Annotated in this window: 16 protein-coding genes; 3 read left to right on the forward strand and 13 right to left on the reverse strand. The window is 37.5% G+C overall.

From position 1 onward, the window contains the following. Positions 1–12 precede the first annotated feature (12 nt). From opp4B to BN999_RS15825, 9 genes are all read right to left on the reverse strand, one after another. Positions 13–975 (reverse strand): oligopeptide ABC transporter permease, encoded by a 963-nt coding sequence (gene opp4B, locus BN999_RS15785; RefSeq protein ID WP_096272913.1) that lies wholly within the window; start codon positions 973–975, stop codon positions 13–15. A gap of 4 nt (positions 976–979) precedes the next feature. Further along, positions 980–1,912: an ABC transporter ATP-binding protein gene (locus BN999_RS15790; RefSeq protein ID WP_096272915.1), complete on the reverse strand. Its 933-nt coding sequence runs from the start codon at positions 1,910–1,912 to the stop codon at positions 980–982. Continuing rightward, positions 1,899–2,912, reverse strand: coding sequence for an ABC transporter ATP-binding protein (locus BN999_RS15795; protein ID WP_096272917.1), 1,014 nt, complete (start codon positions 2,910–2,912; stop codon positions 1,899–1,901). Before BN999_RS15795 ends, BN999_RS15790 begins: the two co-directional genes overlap by 14 nt. Positions 2,913–3,742: 830 nt before the next feature. Next, a complete protein-coding gene (locus tag BN999_RS15800) occupies positions 3,743–4,723 on the reverse strand; it encodes an ABC transporter ATP-binding protein (protein WP_096272919.1) in 981 nt (326 codons plus the stop codon). Then, on the reverse strand, positions 4,716–5,744 hold the full coding sequence (locus BN999_RS15805; RefSeq protein ID WP_096272921.1) for an ABC transporter ATP-binding protein: 1,029 nt from the start codon (positions 5,742–5,744) through the stop codon (positions 4,716–4,718). Before BN999_RS15805 ends, BN999_RS15800 begins: the two co-directional genes overlap by 8 nt. Before the next feature lie 14 nt (positions 5,745–5,758). Continuing rightward, on the reverse strand, positions 5,759–6,682 hold the full coding sequence (locus tag BN999_RS15810) for an ABC transporter permease (RefSeq protein ID WP_096272923.1): 924 nt from the start codon (positions 6,680–6,682) through the stop codon (positions 5,759–5,761). After that, entirely contained in the window at positions 6,682–7,617 is a 936-nt protein-coding gene (locus BN999_RS15815; RefSeq protein ID WP_096272925.1) for an ABC transporter permease, read from the reverse strand. The genes BN999_RS15810 and BN999_RS15815 overlap by 1 nt, the downstream gene beginning before the upstream one ends. Positions 7,618–8,089: 472 nt before the next feature. Next, positions 8,090–9,796 carry a peptide ABC transporter substrate-binding protein gene (locus tag BN999_RS15820; protein ID WP_096272927.1) on the reverse strand — a complete coding sequence of 569 codons (1,707 nt, stop codon included), beginning with the start codon at positions 9,794–9,796 and terminating at the stop codon, positions 8,090–8,092. A 322-nt stretch (positions 9,797–10,118) separates the two neighbouring features. Beyond that, on the reverse strand, positions 10,119–11,027 hold the full coding sequence (locus BN999_RS15825) for a DUF1002 domain-containing protein (protein ID WP_096272929.1): 909 nt from the start codon (positions 11,025–11,027) through the stop codon (positions 10,119–10,121). A 233-nt stretch (positions 11,028–11,260) separates the two neighbouring features. Here BN999_RS15825 and BN999_RS15830 point away from each other — a divergent pair, with 233 nt between their 5' ends. From BN999_RS15830 to BN999_RS15840, 3 genes are all read left to right on the forward strand, one after another. Beyond that, positions 11,261–12,457, forward strand: a complete 1,197-nt coding sequence (locus BN999_RS15830) for an MFS transporter (RefSeq protein ID WP_096272931.1) — start codon at positions 11,261–11,263, stop codon at positions 12,455–12,457. Positions 12,458–12,838: 381 nt separating this feature from the next. Next, positions 12,839–14,203, forward strand: a complete 1,365-nt coding sequence (locus BN999_RS15835) for an MATE family efflux transporter (RefSeq protein ID WP_096272933.1) — start codon at positions 12,839–12,841, stop codon at positions 14,201–14,203. A 72-nt stretch (positions 14,204–14,275) separates the two neighbouring features. Then, positions 14,276–14,521 carry a DUF1450 domain-containing protein gene (locus tag BN999_RS15840; protein WP_096272935.1) on the forward strand — a complete coding sequence of 82 codons (246 nt, stop codon included), beginning with the start codon at positions 14,276–14,278 and terminating at the stop codon, positions 14,519–14,521. A gap of 276 nt (positions 14,522–14,797) precedes the next feature. Here BN999_RS15840 and BN999_RS15845 read toward each other — a convergent pair whose 3' ends face one another. From BN999_RS15845 to BN999_RS15860, 4 genes are all read right to left on the reverse strand, one after another. Next, on the reverse strand, positions 14,798–15,970 hold the full coding sequence (locus BN999_RS15845) for an iron-containing alcohol dehydrogenase (protein ID WP_096272937.1): 1,173 nt from the start codon (positions 15,968–15,970) through the stop codon (positions 14,798–14,800). Positions 15,971–15,983: 13 nt separating this feature from the next. Continuing rightward, positions 15,984–16,361, reverse strand: coding sequence for a RidA family protein (locus BN999_RS15850; protein WP_096272939.1), 378 nt, complete (start codon positions 16,359–16,361; stop codon positions 15,984–15,986). A gap of 57 nt (positions 16,362–16,418) precedes the next feature. Next, positions 16,419–17,024 carry a lysozyme family protein gene (locus tag BN999_RS15855; protein WP_096272941.1) on the reverse strand — a complete coding sequence of 202 codons (606 nt, stop codon included), beginning with the start codon at positions 17,022–17,024 and terminating at the stop codon, positions 16,419–16,421. Between the two features lie 136 nt (positions 17,025–17,160). Next, positions 17,161–18,507, reverse strand: coding sequence for an MATE family efflux transporter (locus BN999_RS15860; RefSeq protein ID WP_096272943.1), 1,347 nt, complete (start codon positions 18,505–18,507; stop codon positions 17,161–17,163). Positions 18,508–18,599: the final 92 nt, after the last annotated feature.

Consider the following 18,599-nt stretch of genomic DNA (forward strand, 5'->3'; position numbering starts at 1 on the left):
GTTTACCTAATTTTATTTAATACGAATTCTTGGATCCACAATACTTAGGATGATATCGGATAATAATGCACCTAGTATTGATGCAACACCAAACAATAGTGTTGTAGCTGTTAATACTGTGTAGTCACGAAGAGTAATGGATTCTACTAATAATTGTCCCATTCCTGGATAACCAAAAATGTTTTCAATGAATATTGATCCACCAATTAACCCTGTGATTTCAAATCCAAAAAATGCTGCAATTGGTAATAGTGAGTTACGTAAGATGTGTCGGTTATAAACTCGACTTTCTGAAGCACCTTTCGCACGTGCTGTTATAATAAAGTCTTTTTGTTTTGTATCTACGATTTCATTTCTTAAATACTGAATAGTACTATAAGTCGTAATAAGTGCCATGGATATTGCAGGCAATAGTAAATGATAAAGTTTACTCATCATGTACTCAAATGTACCTGGTTCGAGCCCTGGCGTTACACTACCACTAGTCGGGAACCATTGTAATGTAAACCCGAATAACCAAAGCATGACTAATGCAAATATAAATAACGGTGTAGCGAATCCAACATAGGAGTACCCTGTAATTAACTGGTCACGCCATGTATCATTGAAACGACCACTTGTTATCCCTAATGGAATAGCAATTAAATAAGTTAAAATTAGTGTTGCAACAGATAACCAAAATGAGTTCACGATTCGTTGCCCGATCAAATCTGTTACAGGCATTTTAAATCTAAATGATTCTCCAAAATCTCCTTGGAGGATTCCGCCCATCCATCTACCATATTGCTCATGCCATGGATCATTCCAACCCATTTGTTCACGAATCTCATCCAGTCGTTTTGGATCAACATCTGGTCCAACTTGTCCTGATAATGCGTCACCTGGCATTAATTGTGCTAGTACAAAAATTAATATACTTAGAACAATTAATTGAGGAATCATGATTAACGTACGGCGTACTGAAAATTTCCACATATTATCAACCTTTCTCAGGTAAAGCTACATAATGCGTGTCAGAAATCGGCTGCAATTTGTAAGCTAAACCTTCTTCATCAAAGTAATCATTGTAGGACTGATCATATTCCGTTTTTACTTCTTCACGGAATTTGCGCTTTTCTTCACGTTTATTTGGATCAATATCTGGAATAGCAGCAACTAGACGTTTTGTATAGATATGCTGTGGATTACTAAAGATATCGTCCGCAGTCCCTTCTTCTACATAGCGACCTTTGTACATAATACCGATGTCGTCACACATGTGTTTGATTACCCCTAAATCATGACTGATAAAGAGATACGTTAAATCAAGTTCTTTTTGAATTTCTTTCATAAAGTTAAGTACTTGTGCTTGAACAGATACATCAAGTGCTGAAACAGGTTCGTCAGCGATAATTAATTTAGGTTTTAAGGCAATTGCTCTAGCAATCCCAATACGTTGACGTTGTCCACCAGAGAATTCATGTGGATACTTTAGAATACTCTCTGGGCTTAATCCAACTAATTCTAGAAGTTCCGATACTCTCTTGCGTTCTTCTTTACGAGTTAGGTTTTCAAAGTTTCGAAGTGGTTCCGAAACAATATCAACCACACGTTTTTTAGGATTCAATGATGAGTATGGATCTTGGAATATCATTTGAATGTTTTTAGTTGCCTCAGATTTAGTACGTTTTACATTTGTAATATCTTCACCTTCAAAGATGACTTGACCTGAAGTAATGTTATTTAATCCAATAATTGCTCTACCGGTAGTGGATTTACCAGAACCAGATTCTCCTACTAAACCGTATGTTTTACCTTTTTCTAATGAGATTGAAACCCCATCAACAGCTTTTATATGGTCCACTGTTCTTCCGAAAATACCACCCTTAACTGGGAAGTGTACCTTTAAATCATTAACCTCAAGATAAGACATGTTGTTCCTCCTTCGACGCATCAGGGAAGCTAAAGTGCTTATAGCATGTACAACGCACTAAGTGCCCTGGAGCTACCTCACGTAATTCTGGATGCTTCTCATGTGCCGAATCATCCACCCAAGGAATTCTTGCACTAAAACGACAACCTTCTCTAGGTAAGTTTTGTAAAGAAGGTACGATACCTTGAATTACGTGTAATTGATCTTGCTCCTCATTACCACTTGGAACTGAATTTAATAACGATCTAGTATAAGGATGCTTTGGATTTGCAAATAAGGTTTTCACATCTGCTACTTCCACTATTTGACCAGCGTACATAACGGCAACACGGTCTGCCATTTCTGCAACAACACCCAAGTCATGTGTAATCAGTACAATACCAGAATTCATTTCATTCTTAAGTTTATTGATAAGATCAAGAATTTGAGATTGTATGGTTACATCCAGTGCAGTTGTTGGCTCATCTGCAATTAATAATTCGGGCTTGTTTGCAATTGCCATCGCAATCATCACACGTTGACGCATACCACCAGATAACTCATGAGGGAATTGATTCATCACATATTCCGGACGAGGAATCCCTACTTTATTTAATAAGTCCAACACTCTTTCTTGGCGAGCTGATTTAGACATTTCTTTGTTATGAAGTAATATTGTTTCACCGATTTGCTCGTCAATCTGCATTAATGGGTTTAAAGAAGTTAACGGATCCTGGAAGATCATCCCGATATCTTTACCACGCACTTTATTTAATTCAGCTGGTGTCATCTTCGCAATGTTTTTGTCACGATATAGAATGTCACCATCAATTTTCGCACGTGTATGAAGTCCCATAATGGAGAATGCTAACGCACTTTTTCCACAACCTGATTCTCCTACAATTGCGAGAACTTCATTTTTATTAACTGTTAAGGAAAGATTATCTACAGCAGCGTGATAATCATCTTTTATACGAAATGATGTAGTTAGATTTTTAATTTCTAATAATTTATCTGCCATTATATTTCCCCCTATTGATTGTAATCGGCCCAAGACATCATGCCTTTTTAGGGTTTACGTTTTTATAGTATTTATGATACAAGTTCAAGTTGTAATTGTTTATATTTTTCTGATAATTTAGTGTTATTGGAATTACGTGATGAAATCTATTATACTACCTTCTCCCTAAAAAAGTCACCCCCTATCTTTAAAAAAATTTATAAAATTTTAATATTCTTGTATTGTTTTGTAATAAACCCCTTATATTTATTGGGTTTGTTGGTACTTATGTAATAGTTTAATTTCTCTATATTTTTTAATGCATTTATATTAAATGATCCTTCGTTTAAATTTTCATAATATTTCGTGTCGCTAAATAATTGTTTTTTCTTACTATTTTAACGATTTTGTGATTTTTTATTGATTTTGATTCTCCGGTATATCTGAAGGTGTATTAGAACCAATTTTGTACGTTTTCAGGGATTGTGGTTAATTGCATAATTGATAGAAGCTATGTGATAAAAGTTTATTGCCCATTTAAAGAAGATAGTGGTAGAATCCCGCTCCGGCAGAATACTCCGCTTTCTGCGGGAGGATAGGCATCAGTGAGACCCCTAAAGAAGTAAGCGCGAGGAGGCTCACCAGCCGCCCGCGGCAAGGTAGACAATGCGACGGTTCTTTCGAGCAGATGTCGCCCCTGTGCTGACAGTGAAAGCGGAGTGTATTTCCGAAGCGGGTAAGTTGCGCTATCCATAATACTTAGTTACATTATCAAAAATAAAAGCAAAGAAAAAAAGATTAGTGTTGGAGGATGGTCCTCTTACACTAATCTTCTATTAAATGTAATCTATTTACTTTTTATTTGTGTATAAGTGACATGCTACCCAGTGGTCTTGTTTGTGTTCGATAAATTCTGGTACTGCTTTGGAGCAGATTTCCATTGCCATCGGACATCTTGTACGGAACGGACAACCACTTGGTGGGTTTATTGGACTTGGTACATCCCCCTCAAGAATAATACGCTCTCTACTCCGTTCAACCTTTGGATCTGCCATTGGAATGGCACTTAATAGCGCTTGTGTATAAGGGTGTAATGGTTCTTCATACAAATCATCACTTGTTGAGATTTCCACCATGTTACCTAAATACATTACACCTACCCTATCACTAATATGCTTCACCATAGATAGGTCATGCGCAATAAATAAGTAGGTTAATCCTCTTTCTTTCTGTAGCTTTTTAAGCAAGTTTACAACTTGTGCTTGGATTGATACATCAAGCGCAGAGATAGGCTCATCCGCTACAATAAAGTCCGGATCTACCGCAAGAGCTCTTGCAATCCCAATCCTTTGTCTTTGCCCACCACTAAATTCATGTGGATAACGATTAGCATGTTCCGCATTTAATCCAACGGTTTCTAATAGCTCTATTACACGATCGTCTCGTTCCTTTTTAGTTTTTGCAAGGCCGTGTATATCAATACCTTCTGCAATGATGTCCTTAACTGTCATTCTAGGATTTAACGACGCATATGGGTCTTGGAAAATCATTTGCATACTACGAGTAAGTTCTTTTAATTGTTTCTTGGACTTCTTCGCATGCACACTTGCCCCTTTAAAGGAAACTTCTCCATCTGTCGCTTGATACAGTCCCATGATGGTTCGACCAGCAGTTGATTTTCCACATCCAGATTCACCAACTAGTCCAAACGTTTCTCCTTGGTAAATATCAAATGTTAGTCCATTTACTGCTTTTAACACGTTTTTACGATCTACTTTGAAATGTCTTTTTAAATCTTTAATCTCAAGAATTTTCTCTTTAGGTTTAGCCATTTACCTTCAACCCTCCTACATTCACAAACTCCGGTGGTTCCACTTTTGGCGCACGCTCATCTAATAACCAGCATGCTGTCTTTTGTGTTTCGGATAGTTCAAAGTACTCCGGCATATGAGTTGCACATGCTTGCATCGCATAAGGACAACGAGCAGCAAATGGGCATCCCTTTGGAGGATCTGCTAAATCTGGTGGTGAACCAGGAATTGCTTTTAATTCCTCTTCATCACCGTCTAATTTAGGCATTGAGCCAAGTAATCCCCATGTATATGGATGTCTTGGATTATAGAAAATCTCATCTACAGAACCCGTTTCCACTATCTTACCACCATACATAACCGCAACTCGGTGTGCTGAATTAGCTACTACACCTAGATCATGGGTAATTAGGATAATGGCTGTACCGGTTTCTTTTTGTAATTCTTTCATTAAATCTAATATCTGAGCCTGTATGGTTACATCTAGCGCAGTAGTAGGTTCGTCTGCAATTAGTATCTTAGGATTACATGCTAATGCGATCGCAATCATCGCACGTTGACGCATCCCACCAGAGAATTCATGAGGATATTGACTGATACGCTTTTCTGGATTTGGAATCCCAACTAATTTTAGTAATTCTACCCCACGTAAATGTGCTTCTTTTTTCGTCATATTTTGGTGCTTGATTAGACCTTCTGCAATCTGTTTACCAATTGTCATCGTTGGATTTAAAGAAGTCATAGGATCTTGGAAGATCATACCGATTTCTTTCCCGCGGATACTTTCCATTTGCTTTTCCGATTTTTCTACTAGATTTTCACCATTAAATTCTATCGATCCATTAACAAATTTTCCAGGAGGCATAGGGATAAGCCGCATGACAGATTGTGCTGTTACACTTTTTCCGGAGCCAGATTCCCCTACAATTGCAAGTGTTTCCTCTTCATGTAAATCAAAGGATACATCACGAACTGCTTTTACCTCTGCTTTATATGTTTCAAAGTTTACAGAAAGGTTTTTTACACTCAGTATCTTTTTCATTTAGATCTCCCCTCCTATTTACGTTCTTTCGGGTCTAGTGCATCTCTCAGACCATCACCAATTACGTTAAATGCCAGCATCGTTAAACAAATAAAGAACGCTGGGAAGAATAGTTGGTATGGATAGTACTGGAATGCACTAAGCGCATCATTTGTCATGACACCCCAACTAGAGTGCGGAACCGGTACACCGAGTCCCAAGAAGCTAAGGAATGCCTCTGTAAAGATTGCACTTGGTACTGTTAATGTTAACGTAACTAGGATTGGGCCAAGCGTATTAGGAATTAAATGTCTAAACATAATTCTAGAATTGCTTGCTCCAAGTGAACGAGAAGCTAATACATATTCTTCTGACCTTAGTTGCATCACTTGACCGCGAACTATTCTGGCCATATTAATCCATCCCGTAAATACCATCGCAATGATCATTGTCCAAATACCTTGTCCCATCAGAACCATCAATAGAATAACGACTAAAAGATATGGTAGACCAGATAAAATATCGGCAAACCGCATCATATATTCATCTACTTTTCCACCAAAGTAGCCTGCAATGGCTCCCCAGATAATTCCAATAATAAGGTCTAGAAATGCAGCCATCAGACCAATAAATAAGGAAATCCTTGCCCCATCCCAAGTTCGCGCAAAGATATCGCGCCCGATATTATCGGTTCCAAACCAGTGTTCAGCTGACGGAGTTAAGTTGGTCGACATTAAATCGGTATCTTTATAGTTTTTACCAGAAATTTCGGCACCGAATATTGCCATAGCCCCTAACATAATTAGTACTAGAATACCTATTAGAGCTAATTTATTTTTTCTAAACCTTCTCCATGCATCTTTCCAATAAGAAGTACTCTTCCCTACTATCTTCTCGGATTCTGCATGATCAATATGAAGAGGGTTAAAATCTGCATTAGAAAGTTGTGGCTGTGCCATTACTTCTCACCACCCTTTGCTGCAATTTTAATTCTAGGATCAACTAATCCATAAATTAAATCTACTATTAGAATACTAACTAATAATAGTACACTATAGAACACCGTGGTTCCCATTATAACGGTATAGTCACGATTGGTAATACTCGTTACGAACTCACTACCGAGACCAGGGATACCAAATATCTGTTCAATAATAAAACTCCCTGTTAATATCCCTGCAACTAATGGGCCCATATAGGAGATAACCGGTAACATTGCATTTCTGAGACCGTGTTTATAGGTTACGACACGCTGACTCATTCCCTTAGATCTTGCTGTCTTAATATAATCTGAGCTTAACACATCTAGCATGCTTGAACGCATTAAACGTGCAATAAAAGCAAGTGGTGTTGTTGCCAGTGCGAGCGCAGGAAGAATCGTATCAGAGAAAGATTCCATCCGTGCAACAGAGAACATTTCTAGTTTGATGGCGAATATATATTGTAAGATCGTCGCCATGATAAAGCTTGGTACCGATATACCCAATACAGCAATGACCATTGCGGTATAGTCTCCAAATCGATTGTGTTTCAGTGCCGCAAACACCCCAAATAATACACCTAATCCTAATGCTATAAATACGGCCTCAAGTCCTAAGACAAGGGAATAAGGGAAACTACGTAAAATAATATCCATTACATCTTGTCCAACAAACTTAAAGGATGGTCCAAAGTCAAATGTAAGTGCATTTACAACATAGGTAATATACTGTTCATGAATGGGATCATTCAGTCCGTATGCTTCTTCCATTTGTGCCTCTAATGCAGGTGTCATCTTACGTTCTGATGCAAATGGACTACCAGGGGCTGCCCGCATGATAAAGAATGTTGCACTGATGATTAAGAATAGGGATAGGACGATATAGCCAACCCTTTTTAAGATATACTTTGCCAATACATACACCTCCAATTAACTCGTTGCAATCAATATTTTCCTAGAAAACTTGTAATCGCTCCGTCCTTAGCGAAGTAACCACCTGTATAACATCGTGTGTTACTTCCGAAGAGCAAATTTTGTTAGATTTTATATATATATGGAGAAAGTTGTTATACTTTCTTATTTACTAAACTAAAAAAAAGAGGTGAAACATTCCACCCCTCCTATTCCCTTTTCCTTTTCAAGAAAAAAAGAATAATCATCTTGTGTCTATGCGAAAGAAATACTCATGTCCTGTATTTCTAAGAAGGCGTCAACGGTTTCTTTTTGCATGTCGTCTAGTATATTCAGTTACTATTCTCTAAATCTCTTGAAAAGCCTTGTTTATACAAGTTACAAAAGGTTTCCAATTTATAAAGGATGAACCAAGATAAGGAAAACGTTAGTTGTTCCCTATCTTGGTTTAATTCATGACTTTTCTTTTAATCTATTACTTTTCGATGTAGCCCCACTTGTATTGAACTCCACCAAGTCCAGATACCTCAACATTTTTCACGTAGTCTTTAGCAGTCCATACGTTAGTGTAGAAGTATACAGGCGCGATAGGCATAGCATCCATAAAGATTGCTTCTGCTTCTCTTAAGATTTCTTTACGAGCTGCATCATCAGTTTCAGTTCTAGAAGCAGCTAACAATTCTTGATACTCAGCATCTTCCCAGTTCGTGTAGTTGTTTCCACCTACAGATTGGAAGATTTCTAGGAAGTTGATTGCATCGTTAAAGTCTGCAAGCCATCCCATACGTCCAACTTGGAAGTTACCAGATCCCATAGAATCTAGATATACGTTCCACTCTTCATTACCAAGCTCAACTTCAACACCTAGATTCTTACTCCACATATCTTGAACCGCTTGAGCGATTACTGCATGTGCTTCACTAGTGTTGTAAGAAAGTTTAACTGGTGGTAACTCGTCTAAGCCAAGTTCTTCTAAACCAGCTTCTAAATATTCTTTTGCTGTTTCAACATCGTTATCAGCAAAGTATCCTTCGTTACTCTCTTCCCAAATTGAAGGTGGTACTAATGCCATCGCAGGTTGTTGTTCACCTTTTGTGATGTTATCAACAATACCTTGACGGTTAATAGCTAAAGCAAATGCTTTACGGATATTCTCGTTATCAAAAGGTTCTGCTTCTGTGTTAAATGCATAGTAGTAAACACCTGCAAGAGAAGAAATATTTAATCTACCTTCCTCTTTTAATGCAGGGATTGCAGCTAATGGAACTGAGTCAGTTGGAGATCCAACCCAATCAAGGTCACCAGCTTCATACATTTGTAATGCTGTATTTTCGTCATCTACCATGAACATGTTAATTGTTTCTAACTTAACAGTTTCAGCATCCCAGTATCCTGTGTTTTTCTTAAGTACGACTTTGTTTTTATGCTCCCAAGTGTCCAATACGAATGGACCGTTAGTTACATAATCATCACCTGCATCAAGTGCCCATTCAGGGTTAGCTTCTGCAACAGCCTTGTTAACAGGGTAATAAGTATAGAAAGCAGTTAAATCTAAGAAATATGGAGTTGGCTGAGCTAAAGTAACTTCTAGAGTCTTGTCATCTAGAGCTTTGACACCAACATCATCTAAAGAGCCGCCCTCTTCTTTAGCAGCTTGAGCTCCTTTAATTACATATAGCTGATATGCATAGTCTGTATCAGCGTTAGCAGGATCTAATACCCATTTCCAAGCAAATTCGAAGTCATGAGCAGTAACAGGGTCACCATTAGACCATGTTGCATCATCACGAATTGTGAATGTATACGTTAATAAGTCATCTGAAACCTCAGGCTCAGCTGCTGCCATAGCAGGCTCAACTACACCCTCTTGGTTAATACGCATTAACCCTTCAAATACTTGGTCAAGTACAGCACCAGAAGTTGTATCTGTTGCTAGACCAGGATGTAATGAAGGCGGTTCCGATTTAATATTTACGTTTAATACTTGCTCCACATCGCTAGAGTCTCCTGCGTCCTCTGACCCCTCAGAATCGCTAGAATCTCCAGTACCTTCACTTTGTTCTTCTGTTCCCTTATCGCCACCATCGCCATTTGCATCTTTGTCTCCGCCACCATTACATGCAGCAAGAACTAGGCCAAGTGCAAATAAAAGAACTAAAAGTAATGACCATTTTTTCCACATATGTGTAGACCCTCCTATTTTTTAAAGATTTCTTATAATTCAAGATAGTCAAAATCCTGAACTTGTTTTCCATTATACAACCTATTCAAAAAATTTTCATTAACTTTTTTTATAAATTTTGATTAATTGTAATTAATTAACTAATTCTAATATGACTAAATAATTACTTTAAACAAAATTATTAGTTAATTAGTATTGGGTAGTAATACTTAATTTAGCTAAAAAAAGAGAGACCAATCTCTAACAACTAAATTAGCTATTAAAGCTAATTCCCATGTTAAGAGATTAGTCCCTCACTCAATATCTTAAATAGTAAATCAATCTACTTGAATAAATTGGTAAAGAATTCGGCAATTGCTTCAAATATCTTTTTGAAAAAGTTACCAACACTGTCCCAGAAACCTTCATCTGCTAATAAGTCTCCAATTTGTTCTTGAACTTTTGAAGCAATATCATTTAATTGATTTTTAACCTGATCGAAATCAATGTTTAGATTACGCATTTTATCGAATAAGTCTATTAATAATTGACGATCCTTTTCACTTAATGAGATTTCAAGTTTGTCTAATTGTTCTTGTACAATTCTCTCGACATCTTCTACGGAAGCAGGTTTTTGTTCTGCTAGCGCTTGTTTAATCTGAGTAATTAATTCACTTACCTGTTCCTTACTTAGTCCAGCACTTGATACTAAGTCTGTTGCTACATTAAGCTCCTCATTAGCAAGCTCCATTCGCTCTTTATCAAGCTCTACACCCTCAACATCGTATGCTTTATAGATCCCTGTCAACGCTGAATGCCCTGTAACCTTTACAGGAGATGCTACAACAACCGTTGCATTTTCTACACCCGCAGTAAGTAACGCATTTGCATACATTTCACTGGTTACTTCCGTAATATTATCTGGTGTGATAATGGAAACATTTAATCCTTTACCTTCTTCTTCCATAGTGATTTTTGCGGAAGAAAACATTCTAGAATTTGGATTGCCACCAATATATTTAGCCAGGTCTTCACCGGTTACAGTATATTCATCCACCATCTCTGGGTCTGTTACTTCAAGTAGTTTCTGTGTTTCTGTTTTTTGTTCTTCGGTTAAATTCCCACCATAGACAACAATTGGAACACCTAGTTTTTCATTAATTACTTCATCAGCACTTACCGGCATGACAAAAGCCGCAACCAAACTAATCATTAATGTAAACAGAGCTGTTAGTTTTATAAAACGTTTCATATTCATAGCTCCTTTTCTTTTCATTTTCTTTTATACTACTTGTCTACCAAAATATTATTTTATAACTTAGATTATACCCATTCTCCAAAAAATAACACCTTTTAACTATTAATCTATAATACTTTAAATTTATTTCGATTTCCGTTATATTTAGGGTAACGAAATAATTTATAGAAAGAAGGCAACGATCAATTAATACCGAAAACTTCTATGTTAAACGTAATCTAATTATTATGTGGTTTGCTAATTTCTTCATTGCTGGAAGCATGACCATGGTTATCCCCTTTCTCTCACTTTATATTGATTCCTTCGGTAACTATTCGGATGTGTATGTTCAAAACTGGGCTGGATGGGTATTTCTAGTTACATTCATTGCTGCATTCATTTTTTCTCCTATTTGGGGACGTTTTGGAGATAAATTTGGAAGGAAGAAATTACTAGTTTTCTTCGCAACTGGAATGGGAATTTCCATATTTTTAATGGGATTTGCCACAAACGTATGGCAACTATTTATATTACGACTCATCATGGGTATCTTTACCGGGTTTATACCAATGTCTCAAGCACTTATAGCAACCCAAACTCCGAAGAATGTGGCCGGAAAAGTTCTTGGAACACTGCAAACGGGTAGTATTACTGGCTCATTAATGGGGCCACTACTTGGTGGGGCATTAGCCGATATATTTGGCTTCTCGACAACCTTTAAATGGACTGCACTAGCCCTTTTTCTCTCCGCCCTTATTGTGCTTTTTGGAGTGCGGGAAAAGCGATTAGAATTCAGTTCAGATAAAGAACATAAATCCTACTCGAGCAAAGAAGTCATCTTACACATCGTGAAGCATCCTGTACTATTAGTAGTGATGATTATTTCTGCACTTGTACAAATTGCTCACTTTAGCGTTCAGCCTATCCTATCCTTATATGTAGAAGAAATCCATGGTCCTCTTCATATTGCCTTTTTCTCTGGAATTGCATTCTCTGCTGCTGGAGTTGGCAATTTATTAATGACAAGAAAATGGGGGAAGCTTGGAGATCAATATGGTTATATTAAATACTTAATCCTTCTTCTATTCATGGCAGGTATTGTTTATTTACCAGGGGCATTTGTTACATCAATTTGGCAACTTGTCATTGTTCGTTTCTTATTAGGGGTATCAATTGGCGGGATCATCCCATTACGAATTGCCTATATACGCCAGGAGGCACCATTATCCATGCAAGGTGAGGTGCTTGGATATAATACTAGTTTGAGATTCTTAGGAAACATCATTGGCCCTGCTATTGGTGGTGCTATCGCTGGATTTTATGGAATTTCTTCTGTCTTTTTCGTAACAAGTGGCATACTTATTTTGAGTGGTGTCATCTTATTAGTCGCTTGGTATCGGTATGAATATGCTGACAGTAAGGGGCATTCATTGTCTTCTAGGTAATGCAATATCATTCTGAATGAAATAGTACTCTAACAAAAGTAATCCGAGCTATCAATCCCTAATCATCCATTGGACCTTAAATGATAGCTCGGATTTTTCTGTTTCTTTACATACTTAGTGCATATTTGATAGAAACTGCGAGGTAATTTAACCATAGTTAATGAGGATAGCGGAGCAATACCGCTAAACTAATAAATTATCGGATAACATACAGTAGTTAACTCGCAGTAGTTTCTATCTATCACCCATTCTCCTAACTAGCAAATCACATAACTACCAATGCATCGTTATTTTTTTTACAAATGTAACGATATCCTCTTTTTATTTCCACTATTTCGTTGTAAACTATTCCTATTGTTTTTACAGAAAGAAGGAACCGTTATGGACAAAAAGACTACGAAGAATTTAACGTTATTTTCGTTAACGTGGCCAATTTTCATTGAAATTTTACTACATATGTTAATGGGGAATGCAGATACACTGATGCTAAGTCAGTATTCAGATAAATCAGTTGCCGCTGTTGGGGTTTCTAATCAGATACTTTCTGTAGTAATTGTGATGTTCGGTTTTGTGGCACAAGGGGCGGCTGTTTTAATTGCACAAAATATTGGTGCGGATAAACCAAAAGCTGCCGGACAAATTGCTCTTAATGCTCTAAGTATGAATTTACTATTTTCAATCCTACTTAGTCTGGTTTTATTTGTTTGGGCTAAGCCAATCTTGAATGTAATGGATCTACCACAAGAGTTAATGGGTGAAGGATTAGCCTATATGCAAATTGTTGGTGGCTTAATATTTGTTCAAGCATTAATCATGACTACAGGTGCCATCTTAAGAAGTTATGGCCATACAAAGGATACCATGGTTGTAACGATTGGGATGAACATCCTCAATATCATTGGAAACTACTTCGTTATTTTTGGACCTTTTGGATTTCCTGTTTTAGGGGTGGAAGGAGTAGCATATTCTACAGCTATTAGTAGATTGATAGGATTTGTTGCGCTGGTTTTCCTTCTCCTTAAACGTGCAGATGGGGAAATTAATTTTAAACACTTTTTCAGATACAACAAAATGCATGTGAAAAGTTTATTAAAAATAGGGATTCCCTCTGCAGGGGAACAATTATCTTATAACGCCAGCCAAATGGTGATTACCTATTTTGTTGCACAACTAGGAACCATCGCAATTACAACAAAGGTATATACGCAAAATATTATGATGTTCATTTTCTTGTTTTCTATTGCTATTGGTCAGGGAACACAAATTTTGATTGGCCATATGATTGGTGCAGGCAAAATTGAGCAAGCGTATGAACGTGCACTTAAGAGTCTACAGATTTCTATCTTTATATCACTTGCTATGGGTGGAATAGTATACCTTATAGCTAAGCCGTTTCTTGGGATTTTTACGGATAACGCAACGATCATTGAGTCCGGTACATTTCTACTACTGTTAACCATTATTTTAGAGCCTGGTCGTGCTTTTAATCTTGTTATGATTAGTTCATTAAGGGCTGCAGGAGATGTAAAGTTTCCAGTATATATTGGTATTATCGTGATGTGGGGTGTAAGTGTTACTTTCAGTTGGTTTTTCGGAATATATCTTGGACTTGGTTTAATTGGAATATGGATTGGATTCATTGCTGATGAGTGGTTACGCGGTGTATTAATGCTTCGCCGTTGGAAGAAACGTCATTGGGTTAATATGAGTTTTGTTCAGAAGAACAGTGTCACCAATGATGCATGATATTTGAATTGGTGTCCTGATAGTGCTATCATGCAATCATTCCATTTAATTCTTGAAAGAAAGTGATGGCTAATGGGTATTGTTGTTGTCGAGATATGTGATGGTAATTTAATCACTACTTTAAATATAGAGGAGATTCTAGAAGAAGAATTTCCTGAGGTTGCGGTTTTAACGAGCGATTGTCTATCGTTTTGTGGATTATGTCGAGTGAAGCCGTATGCAATTGTAAATAATCGGAGAATTTTTGGGAAGAGTCCTGAGGATTGCTTGGATAAGATTAGGGAAGTTATTAAAGAAGAACTGGCTATTTATCAATAATAGCCAGTTCTTTTGTGTTTCGACAATTTTTATTTCCAGGGAAATATTTTGTCAGTTATTGTTATTATTATGCTTTCTGGCCAAATCCGTGGCCCGGATACACTCCGCTTTCCATGGGCGGCTGGTGAGCCTCCTCGTGCTACACGCACTGTGGGGTCTCACCTATGCCTATCCTCCCATAGGAGTCTCCGTGTATTCGGGCCACACAGTAGAATTACAAAAAGTTTATATCCTCACGTCCATCACTATTCCATTACTTATCAAACTAACTACCCGTTACAAGCTTGCTCTAAATATCTCTAATGAATCGTCTTTTGTTAGCTTTTTAAAGTTGCCGTATGTTGGTGATGCCACTACGGTTTTTTCTGCCATGATTTCTAAGGAACTCTGGTCTATTCCGTAGTCTGATAGTTTAGACGGAGCCCCAATGCTGTTCCAGAATTGTCGTAGATTTTCTATTCCTTCTAAGGCTATGTCTTTGTCTGATTTCCCTTCTGAGTTTACGTTGAATACGCGAATTGCTAGTTGCTTGAATCGCGATACGTTTCCCTCGTCTAGTACGTGTTTCATCCAATTCGGGAATAGTATTGCTAGACCACCACCGTGCGGTATATCATGTACAGCACTTACAGCATGTTCTAGGTTATGGGTAGCCCAGTCACCGCGGAATCCCATATTGAGCATATTGTTTAGGGCTAATGTTCCGGATAACATAATCGTTTCCCTTAACTCGTAATTTTCTAGGTCTTTTAGAAGTTTTGGAGCTGCTTCCATTACGGTTAGCAATACAGATTCACAAAAGCGATCTTGCACCTTGGTATTGGTAGTTTGGTGGAAATAATGCTCCAATACATGTGACATCATGTCAACAATACCGTAAATGGTTTGGTCCTCGGGTACAGAGAATGTATGAGTTGGATCTAGAATAGAAAACTTCGGATAAGTATACGGAGCCGCACCCCAACCATGCTTTTCATTCTCTTCCCAATTGGTAATAACAGAACCACTATTCATCTCGGAACCAGTTGCAGAAAGAGTCAGCACGGTTCCGAATGGTAGTGCATCTTTTGCTGTTTCCTTTTTGGTCACAATATCCCACATATCCGTTTCTGTTTTTGCCCCAACTGCAATTGCTTTTGTACAATCAATTGTACTACCACCACCAACAGCTAGCAGAAATTCAATACCTTCTTGCTTACAGATTTCTACCCCTTTACGCACGGTAGATATCCTTGGATTTGGTTCAACACCAGGCAACTCGAAAACCTCTGCATTAATTTCTGCAAGTTTTTCCATGACATTATCATAAATACCATTTCGTTTAATGCTGCCTCCTCCATATATAAGAAGAACCTTTCGTCCATAGACTTTCACTTCCTCAGGCAGTGCATCTAATTGTCCTTTACCAAAAATAAGTTTGGTTGGGTTGTAATATGTAAAGTTATCCAATTCATATTCCTCCTTAGTCATTTACTACGATAGCATCAATCTCTACTAGTACATCCTTCGGTAATCGACTCACTTCAACAGTCGCACGTGCAGGATAGGGCTTCTCTAAATAGCTGCCATATATTTCGTTTACAGTAGCAAAATCATCCATGGAGGATAAGTAAATAGTAAACTTACCTACTTTAGAAAAACTAGAACCGGCTTCTTGAAGTATAGCCTTTAAATTTTCCATCACCTGCGTTGTTTGTGCCTCTATTCCTGTTGCAACCTCACCAGTTGCTGGATTAATTCCAATTTGCCCAGAAACAAATAGTAAATTTCCTATTTCAACCGCCTGAGAATAAGGTCCAATTGCTGCAGGAGCTTTTTCTGTAAATACTTCTTTTCCCATTCTATTTCCTCCTTCATCTTTTGTTTCTATTTTAGCGTTTTTGAATCTTGATATCCATTATTGCTGTTCTCTAATATGGTCTACATAGCTCATGACTGATTTCACATAATAAATATCACCGTAACAGGCATCAAACTGCTTCGCTTCTTTTCTTAAGCAAGTATAGATGGATTGGTCTGGGGCATTTTCATACATCTCTTGCGAAAAAGCGATGGCTACCTCTTGTGTATAGTGTCCACTTGTTTCCTGTACATAGTTAATAAACCCTCTGCCAAAATTATAGGACTGAATAGCTAGTTCTAAATCATAACCTGCATCTTTTAATGTTTCCGAAAAATAATACACACCTTGTTTAATAGAATGTTCCGGATTATCAATACAACCAATTTGTCCACAATAACTTTCCGATGATTGCATAGGGTCAGCGCCTCTCCCACCGGATTCCTGCATCATCATCGCAAGTAAAATATCCACATATCCAGCTATCTGATAGTCCTCCGCATACTTTTCAACAAGTGGCTTATATTCTAGGACTTCTTCGGTTATTGTAGGATTACTCCATTGATTATTATCCACAATAAGGGACAGTACCACAAATCCTACAACAAGACCAATAGCCAAATATGTCGTCTGCTTAATCGCCTTTTTCGTTTGCTTTCTCATTCCCCATCACTCTACATCTATAATTTAGTTATCCACAGATAAGATACATACTATGTCAATATTTCGTGTCTTTTGTCAAAAGTGAATACAAAATATTGAGGTTATCCTCATCCTATCCACAATTTGTGTATAAGTTTTAATTTTTTCTCTCTTTAAACAATACTTTTTCTCGCCATTTCCCAAATTTAAAGTACATATAAGCAAAAATACTACTAATCATGAAGCTTACACCCATCCCCAACGCAATCCCGTTCTCCCCAAACCAATGAGAAAATAGGAATGTTAAAGGATATCTCAGGATCCAGAATGAGATGATATTGAGTATTAACACTTGATACATGGCTCCAGCTGCACGAACTACTCCGTTTAATATGAAGTTTATCCCCAAGAATGGATAACAAAGTGCAATTATTTTTAAGTAAGTAGCTGCAAATGAAACAGCTTCTTCTTCTTGAATAAAGAGACGAACTGCATGTTCTGCTAACAATACAACTAATAATCCAATGAAAACCATGACAGTAAAATTATAGATTACACCGTATTTAGCAATTTTATTTACACGGCCCCAATTCTTTACTCCAATATTCTGTCCACTCATACTTCCAACTGCAGTACCTAGTGCATGTGCCGGAAGCATAATGATACTATCTAAGCGCTGCGCAGCACCGAATCCACCGACGACAGAAGGACCAAACGAAGTGACAACACTCATGATGGCAGCAGAACCTGCAGATATAACGGACATCTGTAACCCTGAAGGAATACCTAAATGGAGGATAAGCTTAATTTCCTCCCACTTCGGTAATCTTGGAACAGTAAACGGCGCAAGCTTTTTACGAAGGACATGGAAAATTCCATATAAAAATGCAAATCCCTGTGAAATAATCGTTGCATAGGCTGCACCTTCTACCCCTAAATCAAATACGGAAATAAACAACGGGTCTAGTACAAGGTTTAACAACACTGCTATTGATACAAATTGTAATGGGGTTTTACTATCTCCTAACGCTCGAAGTACAGTGCTAATAAAGTTGTATCCAAATAAGAATATCATCCCAAGGAAGTTAATTTGTAAATAGGATTTAGCTAATCCTAATATTTCACTTGGTGTCCCTAGTAATCGAAGAAGTTGCTCTGCGAATACAAATCCAGTTACCCCTAGGGATACAGACATGACCGTCAAAAGTACAACAAAAGCATTTAAATACCTTTTTAATCCGTCCTGATTCTTCCTGCCTTTTTGCTGTGAAAGAATCGTCAACGCTGCATTATTTAACCCAATGATAAAGGCTAGGACAGTAAATATAAGGGTACCTGAAACAGCCACTGCACCTAATGCATTCGCTCCAAGTAAATTACCAACCCATAAGCTATCGATTAATTGATAAGATGTCTGGAGTAAATTCGCTAGCAATATAGGTCCAGAAAAGACAATAAGCTGCCTCCAAATATTCCCCTGTGTAAAATCATGTTGCTTTTTCATCTAAAAAACAACCTTTCCAATTATGATCCAAAACAATTGTACCATTTCAAAATCAAAAAGGAAGGTTTCTCCTATTTTCGAGAAACCTTCCC

The organism is Paucisalibacillus globulus (assembly GCF_900184735.1).
Lineage (GTDB): Bacteria > Bacillota > Bacilli > Bacillales > Amphibacillaceae > Ornithinibacillus > Ornithinibacillus globulus_B.

Coding starts and splice junctions, on each gene's coding strand:
- BN999_RS15860 (WP_096272943.1), bottom strand. CDS start 18,507: ATGAAAAAGCAACATGATTTTACACAGGGGAATATTTGGAGGCAGCTT.
- BN999_RS15790 (WP_096272915.1), bottom strand. CDS start 1,912: ATGTCTTATCTTGAGGTTAATGATTTAAAGGTACACTTCCCAGTTAAG.
- BN999_RS15825 (WP_096272929.1), bottom strand. CDS start 11,027: ATGAAACGTTTTATAAAACTAACAGCTCTGTTTACATTAATGATTAGT.
- BN999_RS15850 (WP_096272939.1), bottom strand. CDS start 16,361: ATGGGAAAAGAAGTATTTACAGAAAAAGCTCCTGCAGCAATTGGACCT.
- opp4B (WP_096272913.1), bottom strand. CDS start 975: ATGTGGAAATTTTCAGTACGCCGTACGTTAATCATGATTCCTCAATTA.
- BN999_RS15820 (WP_096272927.1), bottom strand. CDS start 9,796: ATGTGGAAAAAATGGTCATTACTTTTAGTTCTTTTATTTGCACTTGGC.
- BN999_RS15840 (WP_096272935.1), top strand. CDS start 14,276: ATGGGTATTGTTGTTGTCGAGATATGTGATGGTAATTTAATCACTACT.
- BN999_RS15835 (WP_096272933.1), top strand. CDS start 12,839: ATGGACAAAAAGACTACGAAGAATTTAACGTTATTTTCGTTAACGTGG.
- BN999_RS15810 (WP_096272923.1), bottom strand. CDS start 6,682: ATGGCACAGCCACAACTTTCTAATGCAGATTTTAACCCTCTTCATATT.
- BN999_RS15795 (WP_096272917.1), bottom strand. CDS start 2,912: ATGGCAGATAAATTATTAGAAATTAAAAATCTAACTACATCATTTCGT.
- BN999_RS15805 (WP_096272921.1), bottom strand. CDS start 5,744: ATGAAAAAGATACTGAGTGTAAAAAACCTTTCTGTAAACTTTGAAACA.
- BN999_RS15800 (WP_096272919.1), bottom strand. CDS start 4,723: ATGGCTAAACCTAAAGAGAAAATTCTTGAGATTAAAGATTTAAAAAGA.
- BN999_RS15855 (WP_096272941.1), bottom strand. CDS start 17,024: ATGAGAAAGCAAACGAAAAAGGCGATTAAGCAGACGACATATTTGGCT.
- BN999_RS15830 (WP_096272931.1), top strand. CDS start 11,261: ATGTGGTTTGCTAATTTCTTCATTGCTGGAAGCATGACCATGGTTATC.